Source organism: Flavobacterium sp. CF136 (assembly GCF_000282055.1).
Taxonomy (GTDB): Bacteria; Bacteroidota; Bacteroidia; order Flavobacteriales; family Flavobacteriaceae; genus Flavobacterium.
The window spans coordinates 1-23,747 of record NZ_AKJZ01000055.1 but is presented as its reverse complement, the minus strand read 5'-3'; the positions used below and the strand labels follow the sequence as shown (position 1 = coordinate 23,747).

General features: G+C 33.2%; 23 protein-coding genes and 1 pseudogene. 20 read left to right on the top strand and 4 right to left on the bottom strand.

From position 1 onward, the window contains the following. Window positions 1-22: 22 nt before the first annotated feature. Window positions 23-1,093, bottom strand: coding sequence for a magnesium/cobalt transporter CorA (gene corA / locus PMI10_RS15990; protein WP_007809886.1), 1,071 nt, complete (start codon window positions 1,091-1,093; stop codon window positions 23-25). A gap of 143 nt (window positions 1,094-1,236) precedes the next feature. Between corA and PMI10_RS15985 the strand changes: the two genes are divergently transcribed. Further along, on the top strand, window positions 1,237-1,875 hold the full coding sequence (locus PMI10_RS15985; RefSeq protein WP_157489872.1) for a carboxypeptidase-like regulatory domain-containing protein: 639 nt from the start codon (window positions 1,237-1,239) through the stop codon (window positions 1,873-1,875). Window positions 1,876-1,991: 116 nt separating this feature from the next. Here PMI10_RS15985 and dnaK read toward each other — a convergent pair whose 3' ends face one another. Beyond that, complete coding sequence (gene dnaK / locus PMI10_RS15980) at window positions 1,992-3,875, bottom strand: molecular chaperone DnaK (RefSeq protein WP_007809882.1); 1,884 nt, start codon at window positions 3,873-3,875, stop codon at window positions 1,992-1,994. A 152-nt stretch (window positions 3,876-4,027) separates the two neighbouring features. Here dnaK and PMI10_RS22395 point away from each other — a divergent pair, with 152 nt between their 5' ends. The 5 genes from PMI10_RS22395 to PMI10_RS15960 all read left to right on the top strand — a co-directional run bounded on the left by PMI10_RS22395 (window position 4,028) and on the right by PMI10_RS15960 (window position 8,274). Further along, window positions 4,028-4,159 (top strand): hypothetical protein, encoded by a 132-nt coding sequence (locus tag PMI10_RS22395; protein ID WP_255348008.1) that lies wholly within the window; start codon window positions 4,028-4,030, stop codon window positions 4,157-4,159. 128 nt (window positions 4,160-4,287) lie between these two features. Next, window positions 4,288-5,775 carry a TlpA family protein disulfide reductase gene (locus PMI10_RS15975; protein WP_007809880.1) on the top strand — a complete coding sequence of 496 codons (1,488 nt, stop codon included), beginning with the start codon at window positions 4,288-4,290 and terminating at the stop codon, window positions 5,773-5,775. A 60-nt stretch (window positions 5,776-5,835) separates the two neighbouring features. Next, window positions 5,836-6,864, top strand: a complete 1,029-nt coding sequence (locus PMI10_RS15970; RefSeq protein ID WP_007809878.1) for a saccharopine dehydrogenase NADP-binding domain-containing protein — start codon at window positions 5,836-5,838, stop codon at window positions 6,862-6,864. Window positions 6,865-7,033: 169 nt separating this feature from the next. Next, window positions 7,034-7,696 carry a hypothetical protein gene (locus tag PMI10_RS15965; RefSeq protein ID WP_007809876.1) on the top strand — a complete coding sequence of 221 codons (663 nt, stop codon included), beginning with the start codon at window positions 7,034-7,036 and terminating at the stop codon, window positions 7,694-7,696. 140 nt (window positions 7,697-7,836) lie between these two features. Beyond that, entirely contained in the window at window positions 7,837-8,274 is a 438-nt protein-coding gene (locus PMI10_RS15960; RefSeq protein ID WP_007809873.1) for an acyl-CoA thioesterase, read from the top strand. Between the two features lie 85 nt (window positions 8,275-8,359). Here the strand turns inward: PMI10_RS15960 and PMI10_RS15955 are convergent, their stop codons facing one another. Then, complete coding sequence (locus PMI10_RS15955) at window positions 8,360-11,356, bottom strand: LamG-like jellyroll fold domain-containing protein (protein WP_035631989.1); 2,997 nt, start codon at window positions 11,354-11,356, stop codon at window positions 8,360-8,362. Window positions 11,357-11,617: 261 nt separating this feature from the next. Here PMI10_RS15955 and PMI10_RS15950 point away from each other — a divergent pair. From PMI10_RS15950 to PMI10_RS15935, 4 genes and pseudogenes are all read left to right on the top strand, one after another. Next, window positions 11,618-11,749, top strand: a pseudogene (locus tag PMI10_RS15950) (alpha/beta fold hydrolase); the annotation flags it as partial. 25 nt (window positions 11,750-11,774) lie between these two features. After that, window positions 11,775-12,164, top strand: coding sequence for a DUF1398 domain-containing protein (locus PMI10_RS15945; RefSeq protein ID WP_007809865.1), 390 nt, complete (start codon window positions 11,775-11,777; stop codon window positions 12,162-12,164). Between the two features lie 76 nt (window positions 12,165-12,240). Beyond that, the gene (locus PMI10_RS15940) at window positions 12,241-13,095 is read left to right on the top strand and encodes a sulfurtransferase (protein WP_007809864.1); all 855 of its coding nucleotides are present in this window, start codon (window positions 12,241-12,243) and stop codon (window positions 13,093-13,095) included. Window positions 13,096-13,119: 24 nt separating this feature from the next. Then, a complete protein-coding gene (locus PMI10_RS15935) occupies window positions 13,120-14,343 on the top strand; it encodes an ATP-binding cassette domain-containing protein (RefSeq protein ID WP_007809861.1) in 1,224 nt (407 codons plus the stop codon). Window positions 14,344-14,545: 202 nt separating this feature from the next. Here the strand turns inward: PMI10_RS15935 and PMI10_RS15930 are convergent, their stop codons facing one another. Next, window positions 14,546-15,187 (bottom strand): protein-L-isoaspartate(D-aspartate) O-methyltransferase, encoded by a 642-nt coding sequence (locus PMI10_RS15930; RefSeq protein WP_007809860.1) that lies wholly within the window; start codon window positions 15,185-15,187, stop codon window positions 14,546-14,548. 143 nt (window positions 15,188-15,330) lie between these two features. On the opposite strand from PMI10_RS15930, the gene PMI10_RS15925 reads away from it, so the two are divergent. The 10 genes from PMI10_RS15925 to PMI10_RS15880 all read left to right on the top strand — a co-directional run. After that, window positions 15,331-16,296, top strand: coding sequence for a Gfo/Idh/MocA family protein (locus PMI10_RS15925; protein ID WP_035631986.1), 966 nt, complete (start codon window positions 15,331-15,333; stop codon window positions 16,294-16,296). 89 nt (window positions 16,297-16,385) lie between these two features. After that, window positions 16,386-17,279 (top strand): 3-hydroxyacyl-CoA dehydrogenase family protein, encoded by an 894-nt coding sequence (locus tag PMI10_RS15920; protein ID WP_007809858.1) that lies wholly within the window; start codon window positions 16,386-16,388, stop codon window positions 17,277-17,279. An 11-nt stretch (window positions 17,280-17,290) separates the two neighbouring features. Further along, on the top strand, window positions 17,291-17,965 hold the full coding sequence (locus PMI10_RS15915; protein ID WP_007809857.1) for a YggS family pyridoxal phosphate-dependent enzyme: 675 nt from the start codon (window positions 17,291-17,293) through the stop codon (window positions 17,963-17,965). 44 nt (window positions 17,966-18,009) lie between these two features. Further along, window positions 18,010-18,357 carry a four helix bundle protein gene (locus PMI10_RS15910; RefSeq protein WP_007809856.1) on the top strand — a complete coding sequence of 116 codons (348 nt, stop codon included), beginning with the start codon at window positions 18,010-18,012 and terminating at the stop codon, window positions 18,355-18,357. Window positions 18,358-18,455: 98 nt separating this feature from the next. Then, window positions 18,456-19,817 carry an exonuclease domain-containing protein gene (locus PMI10_RS15905; RefSeq protein ID WP_007809855.1) on the top strand — a complete coding sequence of 454 codons (1,362 nt, stop codon included), beginning with the start codon at window positions 18,456-18,458 and terminating at the stop codon, window positions 19,815-19,817. Window positions 19,818-19,960: 143 nt separating this feature from the next. Continuing rightward, on the top strand, window positions 19,961-20,881 hold the full coding sequence (gene miaA, locus PMI10_RS15900; protein WP_007809854.1) for a tRNA (adenosine(37)-N6)-dimethylallyltransferase MiaA: 921 nt from the start codon (window positions 19,961-19,963) through the stop codon (window positions 20,879-20,881). Window positions 20,882-20,949: 68 nt separating this feature from the next. Continuing rightward, window positions 20,950-21,693 carry an acyl-[acyl-carrier-protein] thioesterase gene (locus PMI10_RS15895; protein ID WP_007809853.1) on the top strand — a complete coding sequence of 248 codons (744 nt, stop codon included), beginning with the start codon at window positions 20,950-20,952 and terminating at the stop codon, window positions 21,691-21,693. Window positions 21,694-21,708: 15 nt separating this feature from the next. Continuing rightward, window positions 21,709-22,554, top strand: a complete 846-nt coding sequence (locus tag PMI10_RS15890) for an EamA family transporter (protein WP_007809852.1) — start codon at window positions 21,709-21,711, stop codon at window positions 22,552-22,554. Between the two features lie 137 nt (window positions 22,555-22,691). Further along, window positions 22,692-23,222, top strand: a complete 531-nt coding sequence (locus PMI10_RS15885) for an ExbD/TolR family protein (protein WP_007809851.1) — start codon at window positions 22,692-22,694, stop codon at window positions 23,220-23,222. Between the two features lie 13 nt (window positions 23,223-23,235). Continuing rightward, window positions 23,236-23,747: biopolymer transporter ExbD (locus PMI10_RS15880; RefSeq protein ID WP_007809850.1), on the top strand; the 512-nt coding region annotated here is incomplete at its 3' end.

The window sequence follows — 23,747 nt, the reverse complement described above, 5'->3', positions numbered from 1 at the left end:
TATTTTTAATAGAGAAACAAAGTTAAAACCAGCGTCTCTTTTTGAAATAAATAATCAAAGCGATTACTAAGAAAAACATCGCAATCATGACGCTATGATATCCGTATTCATATTTAAGTTCCGGCATGTTTTCGAAATTCATTCCGTATACTCCAACAATAAAGGTTAATGGTATAAAAATGGCCGAAATAATCGTCAGTGTTTTCATAATCTCGTTCATTTTTCGGCTTTGTTCCGAAAAATAGAAATTAGAAGCACTTTCCAATGAACTCATATCCGATTCAATTTGATCTAAAAGTTCCAGACTTTTTTGATGTAATCTTATGAAAAAATTAAAAGTGTCTTTTTCTATTCCGTTATAGGTGTCATCATCTTTTATTGTTTTCAAATAATATAATGAATCCCTAAGCGGAATAATCGAACGTTTTAAAAAGTTTAAATTATCACGATGATTTTCAATCTTTTCCAGAATAATCGGTTTGGCCTCTTTTTTAGTCAGGTTAATTAATTCTTCAACTTTGTCTTCCTCATCTTCCAGCGTAATGTAGAAATTTTCCATTACGGCATCCAGCAATAAATATAGTAAGTAGTCAACTTTTTTAGTTCTTACGATTCCTGCGTGTGTACGAAGGCGCTCCCGGATATGGGTAAAGAAATCGCTTCTTTTTTCCTGAAATGATATTAATATTCCATCTTTCAAAATAAAACTAATTTGCTCAACACTAATATTATCTGAATATTCAGAGGGTAAAAGCGATTTTATATTAAAGAATAAAATATCATGTTGTTCCTGTAATTTAGTTCTCTTGGTTGTATTTAAAATATCTGCCAAAAGAAAGTCATCTACTTTAAAATGCTCTCCAATAGTTTTAATTAAATTGATATCATTTAATCCGTGAATATTAAGCCAGTTATTTTTAGTATAATCGATACAGGTATTTAAAGCCAGAATGTTAAATCTGTCATATTCAATCACGTCAGCATCGTCGTATACAAAAAGCTGCATCTCAGATTGATGATCTTTATGTATACCTGTATATTCTAAAGTAGTATGTTGCAGCTTGCGACCTGCCTTGTATTTTATCTTTCTCATCAAAATGATTTATATAGTAATATTACAAAAAAGATTCTGAACAGGAAATGACAATTATCATTTTGATGGGAAGAAACCCTAAGATAATTCAAAATAATAATTACTTTTATAAGAATCAATCTGATTTAAAAATTAAGTTGAAAATGAATCATAAAATAAAAATCTCAATTCCAGAGCCTTGTCATCAAAATTGGTTTGAAATGACTCCAACCGAAAAAGGTAGATTTTGTAGCAATTGCCAAAAAGATGTTATTGATTTTACAAAAGCTACCAACAGGGAAATTCTATTATCTTTTAATAAAAATGAAAAATTATGTGGACGTTTAAATATTTCACAACTTAATAAAAACATAATAATTCCAAAAGAAAAAAAAACCTTATGGATGATTGTAGCCGCTACAATAATCACTTTTTTAGGATTAGGAAACCAAACTGTAAGAGCCCAAGGCAAAATAAGAATAGAACAAACTGATAAAAAACAGTTTAATAGTCAAGAATCTTCTAATAATAATATTAAAAAATATACAGGAATTTTATATGATGAAAATAAGATTCCTTTACCAGGAGCAAATGTATTTATTAAAGGAACAAAAACTCAAAATCACACTAATTTCAATGGTGAATTTTCAATAGAAGCTAAAAAAGGAGACATCTTAGTAATCTCATCTATTGGTTATAAAAATCTGGAATTTAAGATTCGAAACAAATTGAATATTTCAATAGCAATGAAAAAAAATGATGTTGAATTATTAGGAGAAGTTAGTATAGTAAGACCTGAATAATAAAAATCAACCTTATAAAAAATCTATAAAAAAACCCGAGTCATTTCTGACCCGGTTTTCTCATTATTATATCGTAGAGACGCACTGCTGTGCGTCTTCACTTCACAAAGTAAAAATTATTTTACTTCTTCGAATTCAACGTCTTCAACATTGTCACCTTGAGACTGCTCTTGTTGTGGAGCTGCTTGTTGACCTTGTTCTCCTTGAGCATACATAGCTTCTGTAGCTGTTTTCCAAGCTGCATTGATGTTGTCAAGAGCCGTTTGAATAGCTGGAATGTCTTGAGATTGGTGAGCCATTCTCAATTCAGTTAAAGCGTACTCTACAGCAACTTTGTGGTCATCAGCTAATTTGCTTCCTAACTCTTTCAATTGACTTTCTGTTTGAAAAATCATGCTGTCAGCTTCGTTTAATTTCTCAGCTCTTTCTTTAGCTATTTTATCAGCGTCAGCATTAGCTTCAGCATCTTTTTTCATTTTTTCGATTTCTTCAGCTGTTAATCCAGAAGAAGCTTCGATACGAATATCGTGAGATTTTCCAGTTCCTTTATCAGTTGCAGAAACTTTGATGATACCATTAGCATCAATATCAAAAGTAACCTCGATTTGAGGAACTCCTCTTGGTGCTGGTGGAATACCATCTAAGTGGAAACGACCGATAGTTTTGTTATCAACCGCCATAGCTCTTTCACCTTGCAATACGTGAATTTCAACAGATGGTTGAGAATCAGCAGCAGTAGAGAAAACTTGTGATTTTTTAGTTGGAATAGTTGTGTTAGACTCAATTAATTTAGTCAATACACCGCCCATAGTTTCGATACCTAAAGATAAAGGAGTAACGTCAAGTAACAATACATCTTTTACATCTCCGGATAAAACTCCACCTTGAATAGCAGCTCCAATAGCAACAACCTCATCAGGGTTAACTCCTTTAGATGCTTTTTTACCAAAGAATTTTTCAACTTCGTCAGCAATTCTTGGCATTCTTGTAGAACCTCCAACAAGGATTACTTCGTCAATATCAGATGTAGATAAACCTGCATCTTTTAATGCTTTAGCAACTGGCTCCATAGAACGTTTAACTAATGAATCAGTTAATTGCTCAAATTTAGCTCTTGATAATTTTTTAACTAAGTGTTTTGGTCCTGAAGCTGTAGCTGTAACGTATGGCAAGTTGATTTCAGTTTCTGAAGAAGAAGACAATTCAATTTTTGCTTTCTCTGCAGCTTCTTTCAAACGTTGCAATGACATTGGGTCAAGACGTAAATCAATACCTTCTTCAGTTAAGAATTCATTTGCTAACCAGTCAATAATTTCGTGGTCAAAATCATCTCCACCTAAGTGAGTATCACCATTTGTAGATAATACTTCAAATACACCGTCTCCTAATTCAAGAACAGAAATATCAAAAGTACCACCACCTAAATCGTAAACAGCGATTTTTTGATCTGTTCCTTTTTTATCCAATCCGTAAGCAAGTGCCGCAGCAGTTGGCTCATTGATGATACGCATAACTTTAAGACCAGCAATTTCACCAGCTTCTTTAGTAGCCTGACGCTGTGCATCGTTAAAGTAAGCAGGAACAGTAATAACTGCTTCAGTTACTGTTTGACCTAAATAGTCTTCAGCAGTTTTTTTCATTTTTTGAAGTGTCATTGCAGACAATTCCTGAGCAGTATATAAACGACCGTCAATATCAACACGTGGTGTATTGTTGTCGCCTTTTACTACTTTATAAGATACTCTTTTTGCTTCACCTGTAGTTTCAGCAAAAGTGTGTCCCATAAAACGTTTAATAGAAGCAATCGTTTTTGTAGGATTCGTTACCGCTTGTCTTTTTGCAGGATCACCTACTTTAATTTCTCCACCTTCAACAAAAGCGATGATAGATGGCGTTGTTCTTTTTCCTTCTGCGTTAGGAATAACAACTGCTTCGTTACCTTCCATTACAGAAACACAAGAGTTCGTCGTACCTAAGTCAATTCCGATTATTTTACCCATTTTTTATATATTTAATTTTGATATACATTTTATAACTCAGGTGGCATAAGTCAATCTTTGTGCCAATATAAAAAACCAAAGTAAATTGTCAGTTTTCATGTTGGCACAATAAAAATCATCTGACAACATGACATTTTTAAAACATGACAAACATGGCATACCAGTGCTTTATGTGTCATTATCAGGGGCTGATCACTTCGTCAGTTCGCTATCGCTCATGTCCTGATCTTTTATGGCAAACCCAGCCACAAAAGGATGCCACTTCTATCAGGTTAGGATTTTAGGTTTCCTAAAAAATATTAAATTTCAAAAAACACCATATTCCTAATTCTTCAATTTATCATATAAATACTATATATTTGAAATAATCAAAATTTGATTTTCACTGATTCATTATTTTAAAAGAAGAACAATGAAGCTATTTCAATTCATTTTAATAGTACTGCTTCCCACCTTTGCATTCTGCCAGGAAAAAAAAGGTGATATAACAATCACAGGAAAAATCACAGGAAAAATTCCTGAAACAATCGAATATACTCTGCCTATAAACGGAATTGATTATTTCGGATTTACAAATTCGGTTCAACCAGACTCATTAGGTAATTTTCAAATAAAACTTCATATTGACAAAACCTGCTTTATTGAACTCTCAACCAATTATAGATCTTACGGAACCATAGTTGCAGAACCTGGAATGAATTATAACATTTACATTAATCCTGAAACTCCGGATAATAAATTTAAAGTTGTGTCTAAAAACGAAAAAGGTCAGGAATTATATAATCAAATTCCAAACAGAAGTATGATTGTTGGAGGTCATTTTGAACTCGAATCAAGAAAATACAGTAAGGACAGTGTTATATCTGATATAAAGCAAAAAATAGAACAAGACAGCCAAATCGAAATATCAGGATTCAAAAAATTATTAAATGACAAAACCATTTCTAAAAACTTTTATAATCTCGTTCAGGCAGATAGGGATTATTTTTATAAAGGCACGCAAGGAAGCATTGCTTTTATGAATTATTTAAATGTGGCACAAAATAAAAACACATTAACAAAAGAGCAATATACAGAACTCTGGGCAGCAATATTCCTATCAAATCCTGTAACCAATCGGGAACTATTAAGTTCTCCATGGTTTTATTATTATGTCGAAAATTATTTACGCTATAAAGAATTAATTGTTGAAGCAATAGATATCGCAACACTCACAGAGTTTCATAAACAGGGACTGATTCATACTCACAAAATTAATATTGCAAAAAAATATTTGCCTGAACCTCAGTTAGAATACTACTTTGCAGCTTATATTTATTGTGAGGCCATCAATAAAAATTATGAAAAGGAATTGATTACACTTTTCGAACAATTTAAAAAAGAATATCCTTCTAGTAGTTACACTCATTTTCTGGAACCTGTTGTCATACCAATTATTTCCTTTCATAAAAAGAAAGAAGAGCCACTTAACGAAAAAATTAAATTTATAGACAATTCTGCAGCAGCCAATTCGGTAAAAGATGCTGTAAAAGGATTAAATGGAAAACAATTTTATATTGATATCTGGGCAACCTGGTGTGGTCCCTGCAAATCTGAATTTAAATACAATTCCAAATTATATGAAGTGTTAAAGTCCAAAAAAATTCCAATAATCTATATCTCCATAGACAAGGAAAATCGTGAGAATCAATGGCGGGATATGATTCAGTTTTACAACTTAGAAGGATATCATATAAGAGCTAATGATAAACTTGATGCTGATTTACGAATTTTATATGGCAATCAAACTATGGGAATTCCCTGGCATTTTTTAACGGACGGAGATGGAAATATTACTAAAAAAAATCTGAGCGGTCCTTCTGAAATTGAAAATTTAGAAAAACAACTTACTGAAAACTAACCCCGAATAGAAATTTTAAAAAATATGCCTTTTTAAACAATAATAAATTTATATTATAATATGAAAAACAGCATTGCAATTTATGGCGCCTATGGACACACCGGAAAATTTATTATATCTGAACTTTACAGACAAGGATATAAAAATCTGATTCTTTCCGGAAGAGATCAGGAAAAATTAATGGCTTTAAACGAAGAATATCCTGATTTAAAAATAAAAACAGCAGACATTAATGATTCCAAGGCATTAGATGATGCCTTTTTCGATTCAAAAATTATTATAAACTGTGCCGGACCTTATTTAGATACCGCAGAACCTGTAATTAAATCTGCCTTGCGATTAGGCAGTCATTATATTGATCTGAGTGCCGAACAAAAAGCAGTATTAGATGTGTTCGAACAGTTTTCTGAACAGGCAGAGCGTGATAAAATCCTGGTAATTCCAGCTGCTGCATTCTACGGAGGATTAGCCGATTTATTAAGCACATCATTAACATCTGACTGGAATCAGATTGACGAAATAAACGTTTATATTGGACTGGATTCCTGGCATCCCACAAAAGGCACAAGATTAACCGGAGATCGAAATCATTATAAAAGATTAACTTTCAAGGACCATCGTTTGCAAGAACTTGAATCAAGTCCTTCTAAAGAATGGGATTTCAAAAATCCGATCGGAATTAAAGAAATTGTAGCTTTACCTCTTTCGGAAATCATTACGATTTCCCGTCATTTAAATGTAAATACTGTTAATACCTATCTTAGTCAAAACTCTCTAACCGATCTTAGAAATAATGATACTCCAGAGCCAAAACCTATTGACGAGAAAAACAGATCTTCTCAACAATTTTGTGTAGAAGTCATAGCAACAAAAGACAATACAAAAAGAACAATTACAGCTCAGGGTCAGGATATATATGCTGTTACTGCTCCTCTGGTTGTAGAAGCCGTAAATAGAATAGTCTCGGAAAAAGTAAAGAAAACCGGCGTAACTACAATGGGTGAGGTATTTGATGCAGTTGATTTTTTACAATCCTTAAATGACGATGATATTATAATCTCAACTGTGCAAGAATCTGAACCAGATTAAATTTATTGGTACTACATCTAAAAAAAACAGTTTTATTTATTATAGACTATTTTTTTGCAACATGCCTTTTAGTACTATTTTTTCTATATTTTTACACAGTAATATTTCCAAATTTCCAAGCTGAAATATTAAAAACAACCAAAACCAATATCATCTAAAACCCACCTTAATGATTGACAACTTAAAATACGCAACAAAGTTATTCGGTACCGCTTCATTTAGTTTTTTAAAAATAAATATTCCCGGACAGCTTTTAATTATCATTATAGGAGTAATAAACCTTTTTGTTATTGTTTACCAATCAGGAACAGGAATGGGGCATACAACAGGTTCAGCCATTGTGCTTTTATTATTTGCCCTGAGACCAATTGGTTATAGTTTAACTTTACTCTGCATATTTGTCGGTCCATTTTTATTATTTTCTCTTGGAAATAAATATGTAATTTCAAAAACAATCAATAAGTTATTATCAGACAAAGGAGAAATTTTACTTTTCCCCATTATTGACAAAATCCTTACGAAAATCAAATCGAATCAGCCCGACATATTAAAAAAAGGAACAGATACCGCTATATTAAAACTAAAACTAATTCAGGAAATTAGGGATTCTAACGATAACAAATGGCTGAAAAGAATAATCATCTACGGTTTTAAAAAAGTAAACCTTGATGATGTCGATTTTAAAGATGAAAATATAAGCATTCCAGATATTATTAAAAACAAAATTATAACAGGCCTAAAAAACATTTCGAAACCAAACAGAAATTTCTTTTGGATTATTATAGGAGTACAAATTATTATTATGATTCTGGTTATTGCGCAAATAATCTAATTCGGGATTTAAAGAAATTCTATTTCAAAATTATCCCGAAAGAGGGTTAATTCTAAAAATACTTTAACTTTTCTAAAAATTACTTTTGCCTTTTTATTTGTAATTTCGATTTCTTAAATTATTTAAAATACAAACAAAAAATGGTTTCATTTATTAAAGAAATATCTTTTCGATGGTCAGATCTTGATCCAAATTTTCACGTTAGACATAGTGCCTATTATGATTTTGGCGCACAGCATCGTATCGAGATCCTGGAACAGTTAGGTTTAACATTAAAAGTAATGCAGACTCAAAGTTTTGGACCCGTTTTATTTAGAGAAGAATGTGTTTTTAGAAAAGAACTAAAGCTTTCTGATAAAATATTCATCCACACTAAAACTTCAAAAATGAAAGCCGATGCTTCTCGCTGGTCAATCATTCACGAATTCAGAAAAGAAGATGATACCCTTTGTGCTGTTATAACTGTTGATGGGGCCTGGATGGATACAAAACTTAGAAAATTAGCTTCGCCAACTCCGGAAATTGCGATTGAAGCTTTGAGCATTTTCCCAAAAAGTGATGATTTTGTCGGGCTTTAAAATTAAAATCTGATTTACTATAAATTATAAAAACCGTTACATTAATTTGCAACGGTTTTTTTTTAAAATTGTAAAATGTCTGGTTTTATTCTGCCACAATTTTAAAATTACTGTTTAAATTTTCTCCGGAAACGTTTAATATATAAAGTCCCGATATTTTTTTATTAGCAATATTTAAAATAAAAACTCCATTTCCGTCAGATGTAATTTTTTCTTTAAAAATAATTTTTCCTGTTATATCGCTTAATGCAGCTGTTACATAAGATAAATTCTTGTTAGGAATGTTTATGAAAATTTGCTCTTTTACAGGATTAGGATATACAATAATGTTGTTTTTGTTCTGAATAAATTTTTCATTGCTCAATAATGCCCCGCCATACAACTCGGCTACCTGTGTTGCATTTAATGCATAATTAAACATTTTAAGCTCGTCAAATGCCCCTTTATAAGGTGCAGGCGCATTAGTGGCAGCCTTAAACTCAAGTTCGCCAATATTTCCAATTACAAAATCACTAGCTTCAGAAATACCGGTAACTGCAGTTTCATCAAGCTCAGCTGAAAAAGCGCCATCGGTATATATTCTTATTTTATGAGCAATAACATCTCTCATTATAACTACATTCACCCAGTTTCCTGTAAAAAACTTAGCGGCACTTGTTGTAACTTCTTTTTTTGTAACATCATCATCTATGGCAAAACGCAAAAGACCTCCTTTAACTTCTACATCAAAACGCTTACCTGTCGCTCCTGTTGTGGCATTTTTAGTAATTGACCCTTTACACAATACATAAATACTGGTTGATGACGAGCCTGGCAATAAAGTTGGTGCTGCTTTCATCCAAAATGAAACCGTAAAGGAATTTTTATCAAATAATATATGGTCCTGATTTGGAATACTCGCCATATACATACTGCTCGACGATGTTGTTAAGTCTAAAGCATTGTTCTGTTTTCCCGGAACTCTGACGTTAGAATTGTCATAAGCTACATCCAGCACACCATGATTGGCATAATTGGTGAGATCGGTAATTTGTTCTCCTTCTAATGCTGCTTCCTTAAATGGCCAATGGCCTACAAGACTTGGCAGAAGAGTATGGAAACTCCACACATCTCCTGTGGCAGTTCCTTTCGCATTGACGGCATCAATTCTCCAGTAGTAATTTGTTGCTATACTTAAACCTGTAACCTGATAAGATGGACTCGCTGAATAAGCTAGATCATTCAACTTCGTTAGATTTGAAGAATCTGTACCAAAATAAACCGAATACGTTACAGTATTAGAACTGCCGCTCCATTTCAAGGTTAAATTACCATTTGTCAGCTCTGCATTATTAAATCCTGTAGCAGGAGTTGGAGTAGCTGCTTTAGTTGGTGCTGATGGAATTGGCGGTGTAGTTAAACTTGCTGTTTCATATACTGATGATGCTGTGCTGTTGGTTGCTTTAACTCTATAATAATATTTAGTATTCGGAAGTAAGCCACTGTCATTATAACTTGTGTTATTTGCACCAAGTGTACTTATTACTGTAAAATCAGTACCATTAACAGAACGCTCTACCACATAATTATTTTCATTAGAAGCACTATCAATCCAGTTCACAGTTAAAGAACCCGATGGCGGAACTTCGGTTGAGACCACATTAGTAAAATTCACATTAGATGGCGGAATAACAAAATCCGGAGGAGTTTCATTTGTCAAACCGTTAATATATACTTCAATATTCAAATAAGGCGCATGTGATGTACTTACGGCTAAAGCATCAGCAACATTTTTATTCAGACCATTGGCATCTTCCCATGTATCCGGCATACCATCATTATCAGTATCCAAAGGGGCCGGAGCACCATAAACATGTCCCGCACCACCGTTGATGAAGCCAAACTTGCTGGTTAAATCAGTTTGAACATAAACATACGTAGCAGTTGTTCCTTTAGATGAGAGGTCAGAAATCATTAAATTATCTACCTGATCGCGTCTTGGATAAGAAGCTCCAACACCCGATACGATTTTATCATACGCATCCTGAGCTGTCAGCGTTGTATTTTTCATTGGATAATCATATGGTGTTGACAGAATTGATGCAGCATCTTCAGTTGGATATCCTGTTAAATCAGCAGGCACCAGAGTACCATTTAATATACCATCCTTATTATTATCAAAATAGTTGCCCGAACCGTATAAAAAGAAATTAGCATTTCCTCTGTTAAAAGGTGTAGAAACTGTATTGCTGGTATTAGGACCGCCAATAAAATAATTATTGATAATATTTACGTCTGAGCTCCCTGCAGAATCCCCACCCATAATATAGGCATCACCGGATTCAGTATGTCCATACGTATTTCCGTAATTTCCCCAATTATAAACAACATTGTTTACAAACTCATTTATACCTTTTATTTTGTTGTTACGTGTTTTATTACAGATATATAAATTCCCAATTAAGCTTATCTTACCTCCTGAAGGCTGCATTAACCCTCCGGCTGAGTGATTATGACGATGTAATCCCTGACCAATAATACAATTCTGAATTGTGATATTGTCAGGACTCAAACCTTTACTGTCCCAGTTAATCGAAAAAACTTCATCCGTACCCCAGGTAAAAGTTATATGGTCAAAAATCATGTTTGCACCATTTGACAAACCTGATGCGTCCTGATTTTGAGCAGTTCCTCCATAACGAATACGAAGATATCTTGCAATGGTATTACTTGCTCCGGAAAATGTTACTCTTGGTCCTAAAAACACAATACCTTCTCCTGTAGCCGTTTGTCCTGCAATAGTTGTGTTTGCTGCCACTACAATTTGAGTCTGCAAATTAACAATTCCTCCTACCCTGAATATTACAAATCTGCCTTCCTGACTAACCGCATCGCGAAATGAACCCGGTCCGCTGTCATTTAAATTGGTTACTAAATAAATTTGAGGGTTTGCAGCACCTCTTGCTCCTGTTGTATACCTTCCAAAACCGGTAGCTTCCGGAAATGCAAGTGTCTGGGCATTCAATTCACCAAAGCAGGTAAGCAGCCCGCAAATCATAAAAAATTTAAGCGCATGCTTAAATGTTAGAGTCTTTCTTTTCATATAAATTTGGTTATAAGTTAGTTATTACCGAATTTACCTATAAGCTGAAAAGAGACCGTCCTGTCCTATCCTGTTTTATCTTATTAGCTATCAATACAATAATCAATATCTCTTATCCACAAAGAGTTATTACTTATAAAATATTTTTCTGATAATTTTAAGACTTTAATTTTTGGTTTTAAAATGGTAAGCTTTAATTTTAAGATGTTCGAAAACAATTATTATGGAGAAAAATGGAATGCTGATTTTCAAAAATGGGCTGAACTGGGAAAGAAAACACAAAAAGCAATTCCGAATTCAAAATTAGTCGAGGTTGCCAATACCGGACATTTACCACATATTGAATCTTTTGATCAATTTATAAAACCATTAATCGTATTTTTGAAACAATAAAAACTTTAACCCTAAAACCAATCATATGTTTACAATAGAGCAAATAAAAGAAGCACATGCCAAAGTAAAAAGTGGTGCCGATTTCCCCAACTATATACAAGACTTAATCATTTTAGGTGTAAAAGGTTATGATACTTTTGTTCATGACGGTCATGTTGAATATTATGGCGTAAACAATTATACTGTTATTTCTGATGAAAAATATAATTTAATTGAAATTGCCAAATCAGCCAATAAAGAACGATTTATCGAATTTTTAGTAATGCATCAGGATGGCCAGACTGATTATTTAACTTTTTGTAATCATTCCGCACAATGTGGTATAGCAAAATGGAGAGTTGATATTATCGAAATGACATGTACTTATTTTGATCTGGCAGGAAATGAAATTTTGATAGAAAAGATTCCGGGTTAATAAAAAATAAATAATCTGTTTAATTTTGAATGGATTTCTTTCCTTAGGAAATTCCAAAAAGTAAATTTATAAAAGTATGTCAAATACACTTTCTCCAATTATAAACCCCGAAGAATTATTAAACCTGAAGAATTCAGCTGAAATTATTTTAATTGATGCCAGAGCCGGAATTAATTCCGAAGAAAATTATCAAAAAGAGCATTTAAAAGGTGCACGATATGTCGATTTAAACAGAGATTTGGCAACAGTAGAAAATCCGGCAAACGGCGGAAGACATCCTTTGCCCTCTTTTACAAAGTTTTCTGAAGTGCTTTCAAAAATTGGAATTGAGCCTTCAAGCCATATTATTATTTATGATGATAAAAACGGGGCGAATGCTGCAGCACGTTTCTGGTGGATGCTTCGCGCCATTGGACATGAAAAAGTACAGGTTTTAAATGGAGGTTTGCAAGCCGCAATAAAAACAGGCTTTCTGATAAGTTCAGAAACTGAAAATTTTGACACAACTGAAAAATACCCAATATTAGAATGGAAATTAGGCTTAGCCGATATCAAAGAAGTCGAAAAAGCCAGAAATAATAACGAAAATATAGTAATTGACGTAAGGGATAAAAATCGTTTTGACGGCCTCACGGAACCTCTTGATCTAATTGCAGGTCATATCCCGGGTGCCATTAACGTACCCTTTAGCGAAAATTTAAACGAAGACGGATTTTACCATTCCCAAGAAGAATTATCTGCAAAATATTCCGGAATAATTGGAGATAAAAACCATGAAAACATTATTGTTCATTGCGGGTCCGGCGTTACAGCCTGTCATACTTTATTAGCAATGGATTATGCCGGAATTCCGATTCCAAAACTGTATGTAGGATCATGGAGCGAATGGTCACGCAATGATCTGCCAATGGCTGTTAAAGAAACAAATTAGAAATTTTAAAAATAGAAATACAAAATGCAACATTGGGACATTCTTTTATCCAATCAGGTAAATAAAAAAAAATATATCGATTCCTTACTTTCGGGAGAAGCCAAAGAAGAATTATCTTTTTTAAATCATCAGAAAGGAATCCTGTTTTCAGATATTACAATCGAAAAATTCATCGAAAAAGAATACCAATATGATATTGTTGAAGCCTCTCCTGACTCCCACAGACAATTAAGAACCTTTTCATCAGGCGAACGCAAAAAGGAATTTTTAAAATACTGCATCAGCCAAAACCCTGATTTCATCATATTTGATAATCCTTTCGATCATCTGGACCAGGCTTCACGTATAAATCTGGCTCATTCGCTAGAAAAATTAACAGAGAATGTTGCCATTATCCAGTTAGTAAACCGTGTTACTGATGTACTTGATTTTGTTCCAAATAAAGCCCAGATTCAGGACAATTCGTTTCAACTGCATCCGATTTCAAAAAACGAAAATCATTTTAAAACCCTAGAAACTTCATCAATTCCAAAAGCATTGGAAAATCATACTTTCCATGAAAATGTATTGATAAAAATGGATAAGGTTTCGGTAAGTTATGAGGATAGAAAGATTTTAGACAATATCTCATGGACAATAAAACAAGGTGAATTCTGGCAATTAACAGGTCCGAACGGTTCCGGAAAAAGCACCATTTTATCTTTGATTACAGGAGATAATCCAAAAGGATTCGGGCAGGATTTATTTTTGTTTGGAAGAAAAAAAGGCAGCGGAGAAAGTGTCTGGGATATCAAAAAACAAATCGGAATTTTTGCCACTTCTATGACCGATCTGTTTCAGAAAAGCCACACCTTAGAACAAATGATTCTTTCGGGCTTCTTCGATTCCATTGGATTATATACGGAGCCGACTACTTTACAAAAACAAATTGTTGTGCAATGGCTTGAAGTAATTGAAATGAGTACTTTAAAAAACAAACGTTTTATTGATCTTTCAATTGGACAGCAAAGAGTAGCTTTAATTGTCCGTGCAGTTTTAAAACACCCGCCATTACTAATTCTGGATGAACCAGTTGAAGGTCTGGATGATGAAAATGTTAATTTGGTTATTCAGCTTATCAATACAATCAAACAGGAAACGAATGTGACAATTTTATATGTTTCTCACAGAATCGAAGCAGGTCTTGCTCCTACTTCAGTTTTTGAACTCATTCCTTCAGCTACGGGATCAGTCGGGAAAATCAAATAACTTTTTAACACATAGATACATAGCCTAACTTTGTGTTCATAGGCGTTTCACTTGTTCAAATACACATAGCTATGTGCAAAAACTAGTTTTTTCTTAAACCTTTTTTTGAAATTTTAAACTATGAATCTATGTGTTGAAAACTATTCACAAGAATAAAACACCTAAAAAAGCCCATAAATATTCAATTATTTTGGGCTTTTTTCTAATTTTTATCTTCTAACAAAGGAACGAATCGAAATTCCCCAAACTCATGTTTCTCAAATTGAGTTTCGTTTTTTCGGATTAATAAAGTCATAATCTGAACATCTTCGCCTAACGGAATAACAAGCCTGCCTCCAATTTTTAGCTGTGACATCAAGGGTTGAGGAATAAAAGGAGCTCCTGCAGTCACAATAATACTGTCAAACGGGGCATAACTTGATAAACCTTTATAACCATCTCCAAAAGATAAATGCTTAGGGCGAATATTTAGTTTAGGAAACAAATTCGAAGTTTGCTTAAATAGCTCTTTTTGTCTTTCAACACTGTAAACTTTAGCCCCCAGCATGCACAAAACTGCCGTTTGATATCCGGAACCTGTACCAATTTCCAGAATTTTATGTTCCTTTTTTACTTCTAATAACTGCGATTGAAAAGCTACGGTATAAGGCTGCGAAATAGTTTGTCCTGCCCCAATCGGAAATGCCTTGTCCTGATAAGCATAATCTTCAAAACTTGAATTTAAAAAAAGGTGTCTTGGGATTTTTTTTATCGCATCCAGAACAGCTTTATCAGTAATTCCTTTTTGCTCCAAAGTGTTTACTAATTGATTACGAAGTCCTTGATGTTTGGCAGTATCTTTCAAAATTGATTTATTTTATTTTGGTAAAATTAATAAACTAAATAGTAAATCAAATATTGATTTTTAATTATTAAATCGCTAAATCTTTAATGCATTCACTTTTACTTTCAACAAATAAATTATATTTTTGTTCAAAATACATTCTCATGTTAAAAGTAGGAGTTTTAGGTGCTGGTCATCTTGGTAAAATACATTTACGTTTATTGCAACAATCTGACAAATATGAATTAGTTGGATTTTATGACGAAAATCAGGAAAATGCCGAAAGAATTTCAAAAGAATTTGGCTATACAAACTTCAGTACTATTGCTAAATTAATCCATGCCGTTGATGTAATCGATATTGTGACTCCAACACTTTCGCACTACAAATGTGCTAAAGTAGCTATCAAATCCGGCAAACATATCTTTATAGAAAAACCCATTGCCAATACCGTTGAAGAAGCTGAAGAAATTATCGCTTTGGCAAAAGAATATAATGTAAAAGGTCAGGTAGGCCATGTGGAGCGATTTAATCCGGCATTTATCGCTACGAAAAACATGATCGAAAACCCAATGTTTATAGAAACACATCGTTTAGCCGAGTTTAACCCTCGCGGTACAGATGTTCCTGTGGTTTTAGATTTGATGATTCACGATATTGATGCAATTTTAAGTGTTGTAAAATCAAAAGTAAAAAATATCAATGCCAGTGGTGTTTCAGTTATTAGTGACACTCCGGATATTGCCAATGCACGAATTGAATTCGAAAATGGTTGTGTTGCTAATTTAACAGCTAGCAGGATTTCGATGAAAAACATGCGTAAGACACGTTTTTTTCAAAAAGACGCTTATATTTCTGTTGATTTTTTAGAGAAAAAATGTGAAGTAGTCCGCATGAAAGATGCCCCGGAAGTACCCGGTGATTTTGATATGATTCTGCAAAATGCGGAGGGTGTAAAAAAACAAATCTATTTTACAAATCCTGACGTAGAACAAAATAATGCAATTTTAGATGAACTAGACTCATTTGCAAATGCAATTATTACCGATACTACACCAGTTGTAACTCTTGAACAGGCAACCGACGCTTTACGCGTAGCATACCAAATTATAGGTTGTTTTGATAAATAATTAAAATACAAACTTATTATCTTTAAGGTTTAAAGCTTGCTGAAAAGTAACTTTAAACCTTAAATTTTAAAATTCAAATACAAAATTAAATGAAAACTATAGCTGTAATTGGTGCAGGAACAATGGGCAACGGAATTGCACATACTTTTGCACAAAGTGGTTTTGTTGTAAAACTGATTGATGTTTCTGAAAAATCATTAGACAAAGGAATGGCAACTATTGCTGCCAATCTTGACAGAATGCTTGCAAAAGGAACTATTACTCAGGAAGATGTAGCTAAAACCATCACCAATATTATTACGTATACGGATATAAAAGATGGTGTTGTCGGAGTTGATTTAGTAGTGGAAGCTGCGACTGAAAATGTTGAATTGAAATTGAATATATTCAAACAATTAAATGAGGCCTGTTCACACAATACAATCTTAGCAACAAATACTTCATCCATTTCAATCACACAAATCGGAGCTGTTGTTGCTCATCCTGAACGAGTTATCGGAATGCATTTTATGAATCCGGTTCCAATTATGAAACTGGTTGAAATCATCCGCGGATATAATACCAGCGATGAAGTGACTAAAATCATCATGGATTTATCTGAAAAATTAGGTAAAACTCCTGTTGAAGTTAATGATTATCCGGGTTTTGTGGCAAATAGAATTTTGATGCCTATGCTAAATGAGGCAATTGAAACGTTATATAACAAAGTTGCCGGAGTTTATGAAATTGACACCGTAATGAAACTAGGAATGGGACATCCGATGGGGCCGCTTCAATTAGCTGATTTTATTGGTCTTGATGTTTGTTTGGCTATTTTGAATGTCATGTACGAAGGGTTCAAAAACCCAAAATATGCACCTTGCCCACTATTGGTAAATATGGTAAGAGCAGGAAAATTAGGCGTGAAATCCGGGGAAGGTTTTTATGATTACAGTGAAAGTAAAAAGGCGGAGAAAATTTCTAAACAATTTATTCTTTCATAAAAAGAAAAAACATGTCAATTACATCAAATTTAAATTCCATAAAAGCTTCATTGCCAGCAAACGTAACCTTAGTTGCCGTTTCTAAAACCAAACCTGTTTTAGATTTAATGCAAGCCTACGAAGCTGGACAGCGTATTTTTGGAGAAAACAAAATCCAGGAAATGGCTGATAAATGGGAAGAAATGCCAAAAGACATTCAATGGCATATGATAGGTCATGTACAAACGAATAAAGTCAAATATATGGCTCCGTTTGTAAGTTTGATTCATGGTGTTGACAGCTTAAAATTATTACAGGAAATTAATAAACAGGCATTAAAAAATAACCGAATTATAGATTGCCTGCTTCAAATACATATTGCCGAAGAAGAAACTAAATTTGGTCTTGACGAAAACGAATTGAATTCACTTTTATCTTCAACCGAATTTAAAGAGATGAAAAATATTCGTATTTTAGGGTTAATGGGAATGGCGACTTTTACAGAAAATCAAAATCAAATTAAAAAGGAATTTAAGCATTTAAAGTCTATTTTTGATTCAATACAACAAAACAAAGACACACAACTGTACGCAGCAATAGATAATTTTTCAATAATCTCAATGGGAATGTCCGGTGATTATCAACTTGCTATTGAATGTGGAAGCACGATGGTTAGAATTGGAAGCAGTATTTTTGGAGGAAGATAGAATTCAATTGCAAAAAACAATTTAAAAAAAACAGAAATTAATTGATGGAAAAAATATTCAATTTTGAAGATAGATTAGTTCGCTTTGCAGGAGAATGTATTTTCTTTACAAGACAATTAGACAGATTATTTGAAAATGAATATTATAAAAATCAATTAATTAGATCCTCTGGAAGTGCTTCTCTAAATTTTGGAGAAGCACAAGGTACCATAACTGATAAAGATTTTATTTTTAAAGTTTCATTAGTTGTGAAAGAGTTAAAAGAATCAAGAAACTCTTTAAAAATTTTAGATTACATAAAAGAAGGTGATAGCGGGAAAAGAAATTTACTTCTGATTGAAGTTGAGCAACTAGTTGCCATTTCATCAAAAATGATAATAAATAAAAAATAATTTTCAATGACAATTACAATATCAATAACAAAATTCAATTTTAAAATATTGACTTTTGACATTGCAATTGATTTTTGTTATTGATATTGACATTGAAAATGTACGCAATACTAGACATAGAAACTACTGGAGGCCAGTTTAATGAAGAAGGAATTACTGAAATTGCCATTTATAAATTTGATGGTCATGAAGTAATTGACCAATTCATCAGTCTTGTCAATCCTGAAATTCCGATTCAGCCCTTTGTGGTTAAATTAACCGGAATCAATAATGCTATGCTGCGTTCTGCACCAAAATTTTTTGAAGTCGCCAAACGAATCATAGAAATCACCTCTGATTGTATTATTGTAGCACACAACGCTTCATTCGACTATAGAATTCTCCGTACCGAATTTAGACGCTTGGGCTATAATTTTGAAGCCAAAACCCTTTGTACGGTTGAGCTTGCCAAAAAACTTATTCCGGAACAGCAATCTTATAGTTTAGGAAAATTAGTCCGTGCACTGGGAATCCCAATGGCAGACAGACATCGCGCCAGCGGAGACGCAATAGCAACGACGAAACTTTTTAAAATGCTTTTGGAAAAAGATTTAGAGAAAACAATCGTAAAAGATTTTATAAAATTCGAAATCGAAAAAGGAATTGCTCCAAAATTACTGGATCTTTTAGGTCAAATGCCTGCAAAAACCGGTACATATTATATTCATAACGAAATCGGGACCCTGATTTACATCGGTAAAAGCCAGAATATTCGAAAAAGGGTCAATCAGCATTTTACAGGGATTACTACAAAAAGTAAAAAAATCCAGGCCGAAGTTTTTACGATTACCTATGATGAAACCGGGAGTGAATTAATTGCGCTTTTAAAAGAAAGTGAAGAAATTAAAATAAACCGCCCAAGATATAATCGCTCACAGCGAAAAACGATTTTTCAATATGCTTTATATGCTGAAAAAGATACAAATGGTTATATCAATCTAAAGCTTGAAAAAGCAGATGGACGCAAAAAAGAAATTACTTCTTTTGCATCATTACAGGAAGGTAAAAATGCACTTTTCAAGTTCACAACAAAATATCATTTGTGCCAAAAATTAACAGGACTTTATTCGACCAAAAAAGAATGCTTTCAATATAAAATAAAAGAATGCGATGGCGCTTGTATAGGCGAAATTACTCCGGAAGTATATAACACACGCGTACAGCAATTTATATCCGAAAATAGTTTCGAAAACAAAAGCATGATTCTAATTGACAGAGGGAGAAACGTAAACGAAAGAAGTGCTGTCTTAATCGAAAACGGAGTTTATAAGGGATATGCTTATTATGATCTGAATTATCAAATCATGAATATTGATATTCTGAAAAATATCCTGATTCCGATGCAAAACAATCGCGATGTAAAAAACATCATTCAAAATTACATTCGCAAAAGCAAATCATTAAAAATTCTTCATTTTTAATACTTACAAACTTTACGTATCTTCGTCGGAATTATCTTTGTTGTTTTTTTAAGTCATAAAATGAGCTTCTAAAGTTCCTCTTTTGTTCCCAAAAACTAACAAATATAAGTCCGGGGTTTCCATTTCCATCCGGGCTAAAAAATATGAAATACTTAATTACCATTGTCGGACCAACAGCCATAGGCAAAACAGCCTTGAGTATTTCTTTGGCACAACATTTCAAATGTGAAATAATATCTTGTGACAGTCGTCAGTTCTTCAAAGAAATGACCATTGGTACAGCAGTCCCAACCAAAGAAGAATTACAATCGGCAACACATCATTTTATTCAAAACAAATCTATTTTTGAAAATTATACTGTTGGGGATTATGAAAAAGAGGCACTCCATAAAATAGAAGGATTATTCCAAAATAATGATTTTGCCATTTTAATTGGTGGTTCCGGATTGTATGTTGATGCTGTTTTAAAAGGTTTCGACGAATTTCCTGAAATTGACCCTTCAATACGTTCTAAAGTAAACTTAAATTATGAAAAGCTCGGGATTAACTATTTACAGGAGCAATTAAAAAACTTAGATCCTGATTATTATCAAAAGATAACAATAGAGAATCCGCAGACTTTACAAAACCCACAACGAATGATGCGTTTTACAGAAGTTTGTATCGGAACCGGAAAACCCTATTCATCTTTTTTAAATCAGAAGAAAAATAATAGAAACTTCACCCCTATCCTGATTGGTTTAGAAGCTGACAGGCAAGTTATTTACGATCGAATCAACCAGCGTGTTGATATTATGATGCAACAGGGTTTGCTTGAAGAAGCAAAAAAATTGCATCCTAATAAAACATTAAATGCATTACAAACAGTCGGTTACAGAGAATTATTCAGTTATTTTGACGGAGAATTTTCATTGCCTTTTGCCATCGAAGAAATTAAAAAGAATACACGACGTTTTTCTAAGCGACAATTGACTTGGTTCAAACGAAATGAAAATACGAAATGGTTCGATTATGCAAAAAATCGAAAAGAAATTATAGATTATATTGAGACTTATCTAAAGTAAAAATTCATTTAAATCTATTTTCTTTACTCTTTATTCTATATTCTAAAATTAAAATCTACAATATAAAAATGCCTATATCGCCAAATTTTACTTCAGTTTTAAGCAAAGACTGGGAAATCAATTTCACACAATGTACACCAACCGGCTATTTAAAATATACCGATTTGTGTAATCTTTTGCAACTAACGGCTGCAGCACATTCTGAAGTTGGAGGCATCAGTTTTACCGATATGCAGGAATTTGACCAGGCCTGGGTTTTAAGCCGAATGCGGGTAGAAGTAACGGCTTTACCAAAATGGCAGGATGTAATAACTGTAAAAACATGGATTAACAGCCTCGAAAATTCCCGATCAGTCCGCGCGTTGGAAATGTATGTAAACGGTAAAAAAATAGTTGGAAGCGAGACATTTTGGGCTGTTTTTAATACCAAAGCCCGCCGTCCGGAAGCTTTGGCTTTACCATACAGCCATTTTGAATTATTCCCTGAGAACAAAGCCACAATTGAAGGTTTCTCAAAAATAAATGTAAATCCTGAAAAGGAATCAATTTTTGAGAAAACAGTTTATTTATCGGATTTGGATATTGTAAATCATGCCAATAATGTAAAATATCTGGAATGGTGTTTAGATCATGTAGCTCCAACCATGATTTTAAACCAGAAAATTGCAAGCTTTGAAATGAATTTCATGAAAGAATTGTCCTTAAATGACAATGTAGTTATTCATGAAAGTGAAACAGAAACCAATACTACTTTCAGTATTACCAAAGAAGACAAAACGTGTTTTGCGCTACAACTCAATTGGCAAGAATAGAAAGTTTGAAATTACATGAAAAATAAAAAATTAAACCTCCCTCCTGTTCCTGCAGTACTTTTAGCTATTATTAGTGTGCAATGTGGTGCGGCAATTGCTAAAAGTCTTTTTCCTGTTATTGGTGCGATAGGAACAACTTCTATCCGAATAGGTATTTCAGCCATACTATTACTTTTAGCGTATAGGCCTAATTTATTTCATATTACACCAAAACAATGGAAACTTGTAGTTCCGTATGGTTTGTGTTTGGGAGCGATGAATTTAATTTTTTATCTGGCCATTCAAAGAATTCCAATTGCGTTGGCCGTTACTTTAGAATTCATCGGACCATTATTGGTTGCTATAATAGGATCCAGACGTTTGATTGATTATTGCTGGGTCTTACTGGCAGCAACCGGAATTATTCTAATTGCCCCGTGGAGCAATAACAGAATTGATGCTTTAGGAGTTTTATTTGCACTTTTAGCCGGAGCACTTTGGGCTGCCTATATTGTTTTAGGTGGAAAAATCTCAAAAATCATGAATGGCGGTCAGGCAGTTTCTACCGGAATGCTTTTCGCAGCCATCTTAATCCTTCCGTTTGGTTTTTACGAAAACGGACTTGTAAACCTTACTCCAAAACTTTTTGGTATGGACATCGCGTTGGCACTCTTATCAAGTGCTATTCCGTTTACTCTCGAAATGAAAGCTTTAGGTCAGCTTCCTCCGCGTACTTTTAGTATATTAATGAGTTTGGAACCTGCGGCAGCGGCAATTTGCGCTTTTATATTCTTGCACGAAAATCTAAGCTTTTATGAGATATTAGCTGTTGTTTGTGTTGTTATTGCTTCGGCAGGATCGACTTTAACAGCGAAACGATAATCATTCCTAATTTTATAAGTAAAAAGTACTGTACAAATATACAGGACCTTTTTCTGTGATAATTTATTTTTAAAAATTTCAAATCTTAACGTTTTTGTCTACTTTTTATAGTTAACTTTCTTAAAAAATTATTGTATATGGAAAATCTGCCTAAAAAAGTAAGAAGTAAAAAGTTAAGTACAAGAGTTGATTTAACTGCGATGGTTAGCGTTTCTTTTTTGCTGATTATATTTTTTATGGTTGCAGCTGAATTGAGGAAACCCAAAATTTTAGATTTAAGTATAGGAAGTGACCTTGGCTGTTGCGATTGTCCTAGTTATCATCATGAAGGCGAAAACCGATCCCTTACAGTTTTATTAGGTGAGAATAATAAGTTAATATACTTCGTAGGTCTTTTGGCAAGCCCAATAAAAGAACCAAAGATAGTTGCCTATGGCAAAGAAGGAATCCGTAAGGAATTACTAGCTCGAAATAAATCGATCTTAGAATATTCTGCTAAATTAGGTAAACCAACACAAGGTATGACAGTTATTATTAAACCAACTAAAAAGTCCAATTATGGCAATTTGGTAGATATTTTGGATGAAATGAAAATAGTAGGAATTACTTCTTATGCAATTGTTCCCGAGTTTACACCGGAAGAATCAAAATTATTGGCTTTTAAATAAAAACATATAAACCATGGAAAATCTACCTAAAAAAGTAAGAAGTAAAAAGTTAAATACAAGAGTTGATTTAACTGCAATGGTCAGCGTTTCTTTTTTGTTAATTATCTTTTTTATGGTCGTTGGTGAATTATCAAAACCAAAAATAATGGACTTTGGGCATGAAGGTGGATGCGGTCCTGAACCCGGATGCAATAACCCGGATGAAAATCGTATTTTAACCGTATTACTTGATGACAAAGATAAAATGGTAACTTATATGGGTTTATTGTACTCTCCCATCCAAAATCCAAAGCAAGTACAATATGGCAAAGACGGAATACGTAAAGAACTATTATATATCAATAAAAAAGTTCATGAATATTCAGCCAGCATGGGAAGACCTGAAATTGGAGTTACAGTTATTATCAAACCAAGTAAAAAATCAAATTACGGAAACTTAGTTAATATTCTTGATGAGATGAAAATTACAGGAATAAACTCCTACTCTATTGTAGATTATTATACTCCGGAAGAAGCAAAATTATT

Coding starts and splice junctions, on each gene's coding strand:
- PMI10_RS15915 (WP_007809857.1), top strand. CDS start 17,291: ATGTCAATTACATCAAATTTAAATTCCATAAAAGCTTCATTGCCAGCA.
- PMI10_RS15975 (WP_007809880.1), top strand. CDS start 4,288: ATGAAGCTATTTCAATTCATTTTAATAGTACTGCTTCCCACCTTTGCA.
- PMI10_RS15885 (WP_007809851.1), top strand. CDS start 22,692: ATGGAAAATCTGCCTAAAAAAGTAAGAAGTAAAAAGTTAAGTACAAGA.
- PMI10_RS15920 (WP_007809858.1), top strand. CDS start 16,386: ATGAAAACTATAGCTGTAATTGGTGCAGGAACAATGGGCAACGGAATT.
- PMI10_RS15960 (WP_007809873.1), top strand. CDS start 7,837: ATGGTTTCATTTATTAAAGAAATATCTTTTCGATGGTCAGATCTTGAT.
- PMI10_RS15955 (WP_035631989.1), bottom strand. CDS start 11,356: ATGAAAAGAAAGACTCTAACATTTAAGCATGCGCTTAAATTTTTTATG.
- PMI10_RS15905 (WP_007809855.1), top strand. CDS start 18,456: ATGTACGCAATACTAGACATAGAAACTACTGGAGGCCAGTTTAATGAA.
- corA (WP_007809886.1), bottom strand. CDS start 1,093: ATGAGAAAGATAAAATACAAGGCAGGTCGCAAGCTGCAACATACTACT.
- PMI10_RS15910 (WP_007809856.1), top strand. CDS start 18,010: ATGGAAAAAATATTCAATTTTGAAGATAGATTAGTTCGCTTTGCAGGA.
- PMI10_RS15890 (WP_007809852.1), top strand. CDS start 21,709: ATGAAAAATAAAAAATTAAACCTCCCTCCTGTTCCTGCAGTACTTTTA.
- PMI10_RS22395 (WP_255348008.1), top strand. CDS start 4,028: ATGGCATACCAGTGCTTTATGTGTCATTATCAGGGGCTGATCACTTCG.
- PMI10_RS15970 (WP_007809878.1), top strand. CDS start 5,836: ATGAAAAACAGCATTGCAATTTATGGCGCCTATGGACACACCGGAAAA.
- PMI10_RS15945 (WP_007809865.1), top strand. CDS start 11,775: ATGTTTACAATAGAGCAAATAAAAGAAGCACATGCCAAAGTAAAAAGT.
- PMI10_RS15895 (WP_007809853.1), top strand. CDS start 20,950: ATGCCTATATCGCCAAATTTTACTTCAGTTTTAAGCAAAGACTGGGAA.
- PMI10_RS15965 (WP_007809876.1), top strand. CDS start 7,034: ATGATTGACAACTTAAAATACGCAACAAAGTTATTCGGTACCGCTTCA.
- PMI10_RS15940 (WP_007809864.1), top strand. CDS start 12,241: ATGTCAAATACACTTTCTCCAATTATAAACCCCGAAGAATTATTAAAC.
- PMI10_RS15935 (WP_007809861.1), top strand. CDS start 13,120: ATGCAACATTGGGACATTCTTTTATCCAATCAGGTAAATAAAAAAAAA.
- miaA (WP_007809854.1), top strand. CDS start 19,961: ATGAAATACTTAATTACCATTGTCGGACCAACAGCCATAGGCAAAACA.
- PMI10_RS15925 (WP_035631986.1), top strand. CDS start 15,331: ATGTTAAAAGTAGGAGTTTTAGGTGCTGGTCATCTTGGTAAAATACAT.
- PMI10_RS15985 (WP_157489872.1), top strand. CDS start 1,237: ATGAATCATAAAATAAAAATCTCAATTCCAGAGCCTTGTCATCAAAAT.
- dnaK (WP_007809882.1), bottom strand. CDS start 3,875: ATGGGTAAAATAATCGGAATTGACTTAGGTACGACGAACTCTTGTGTT.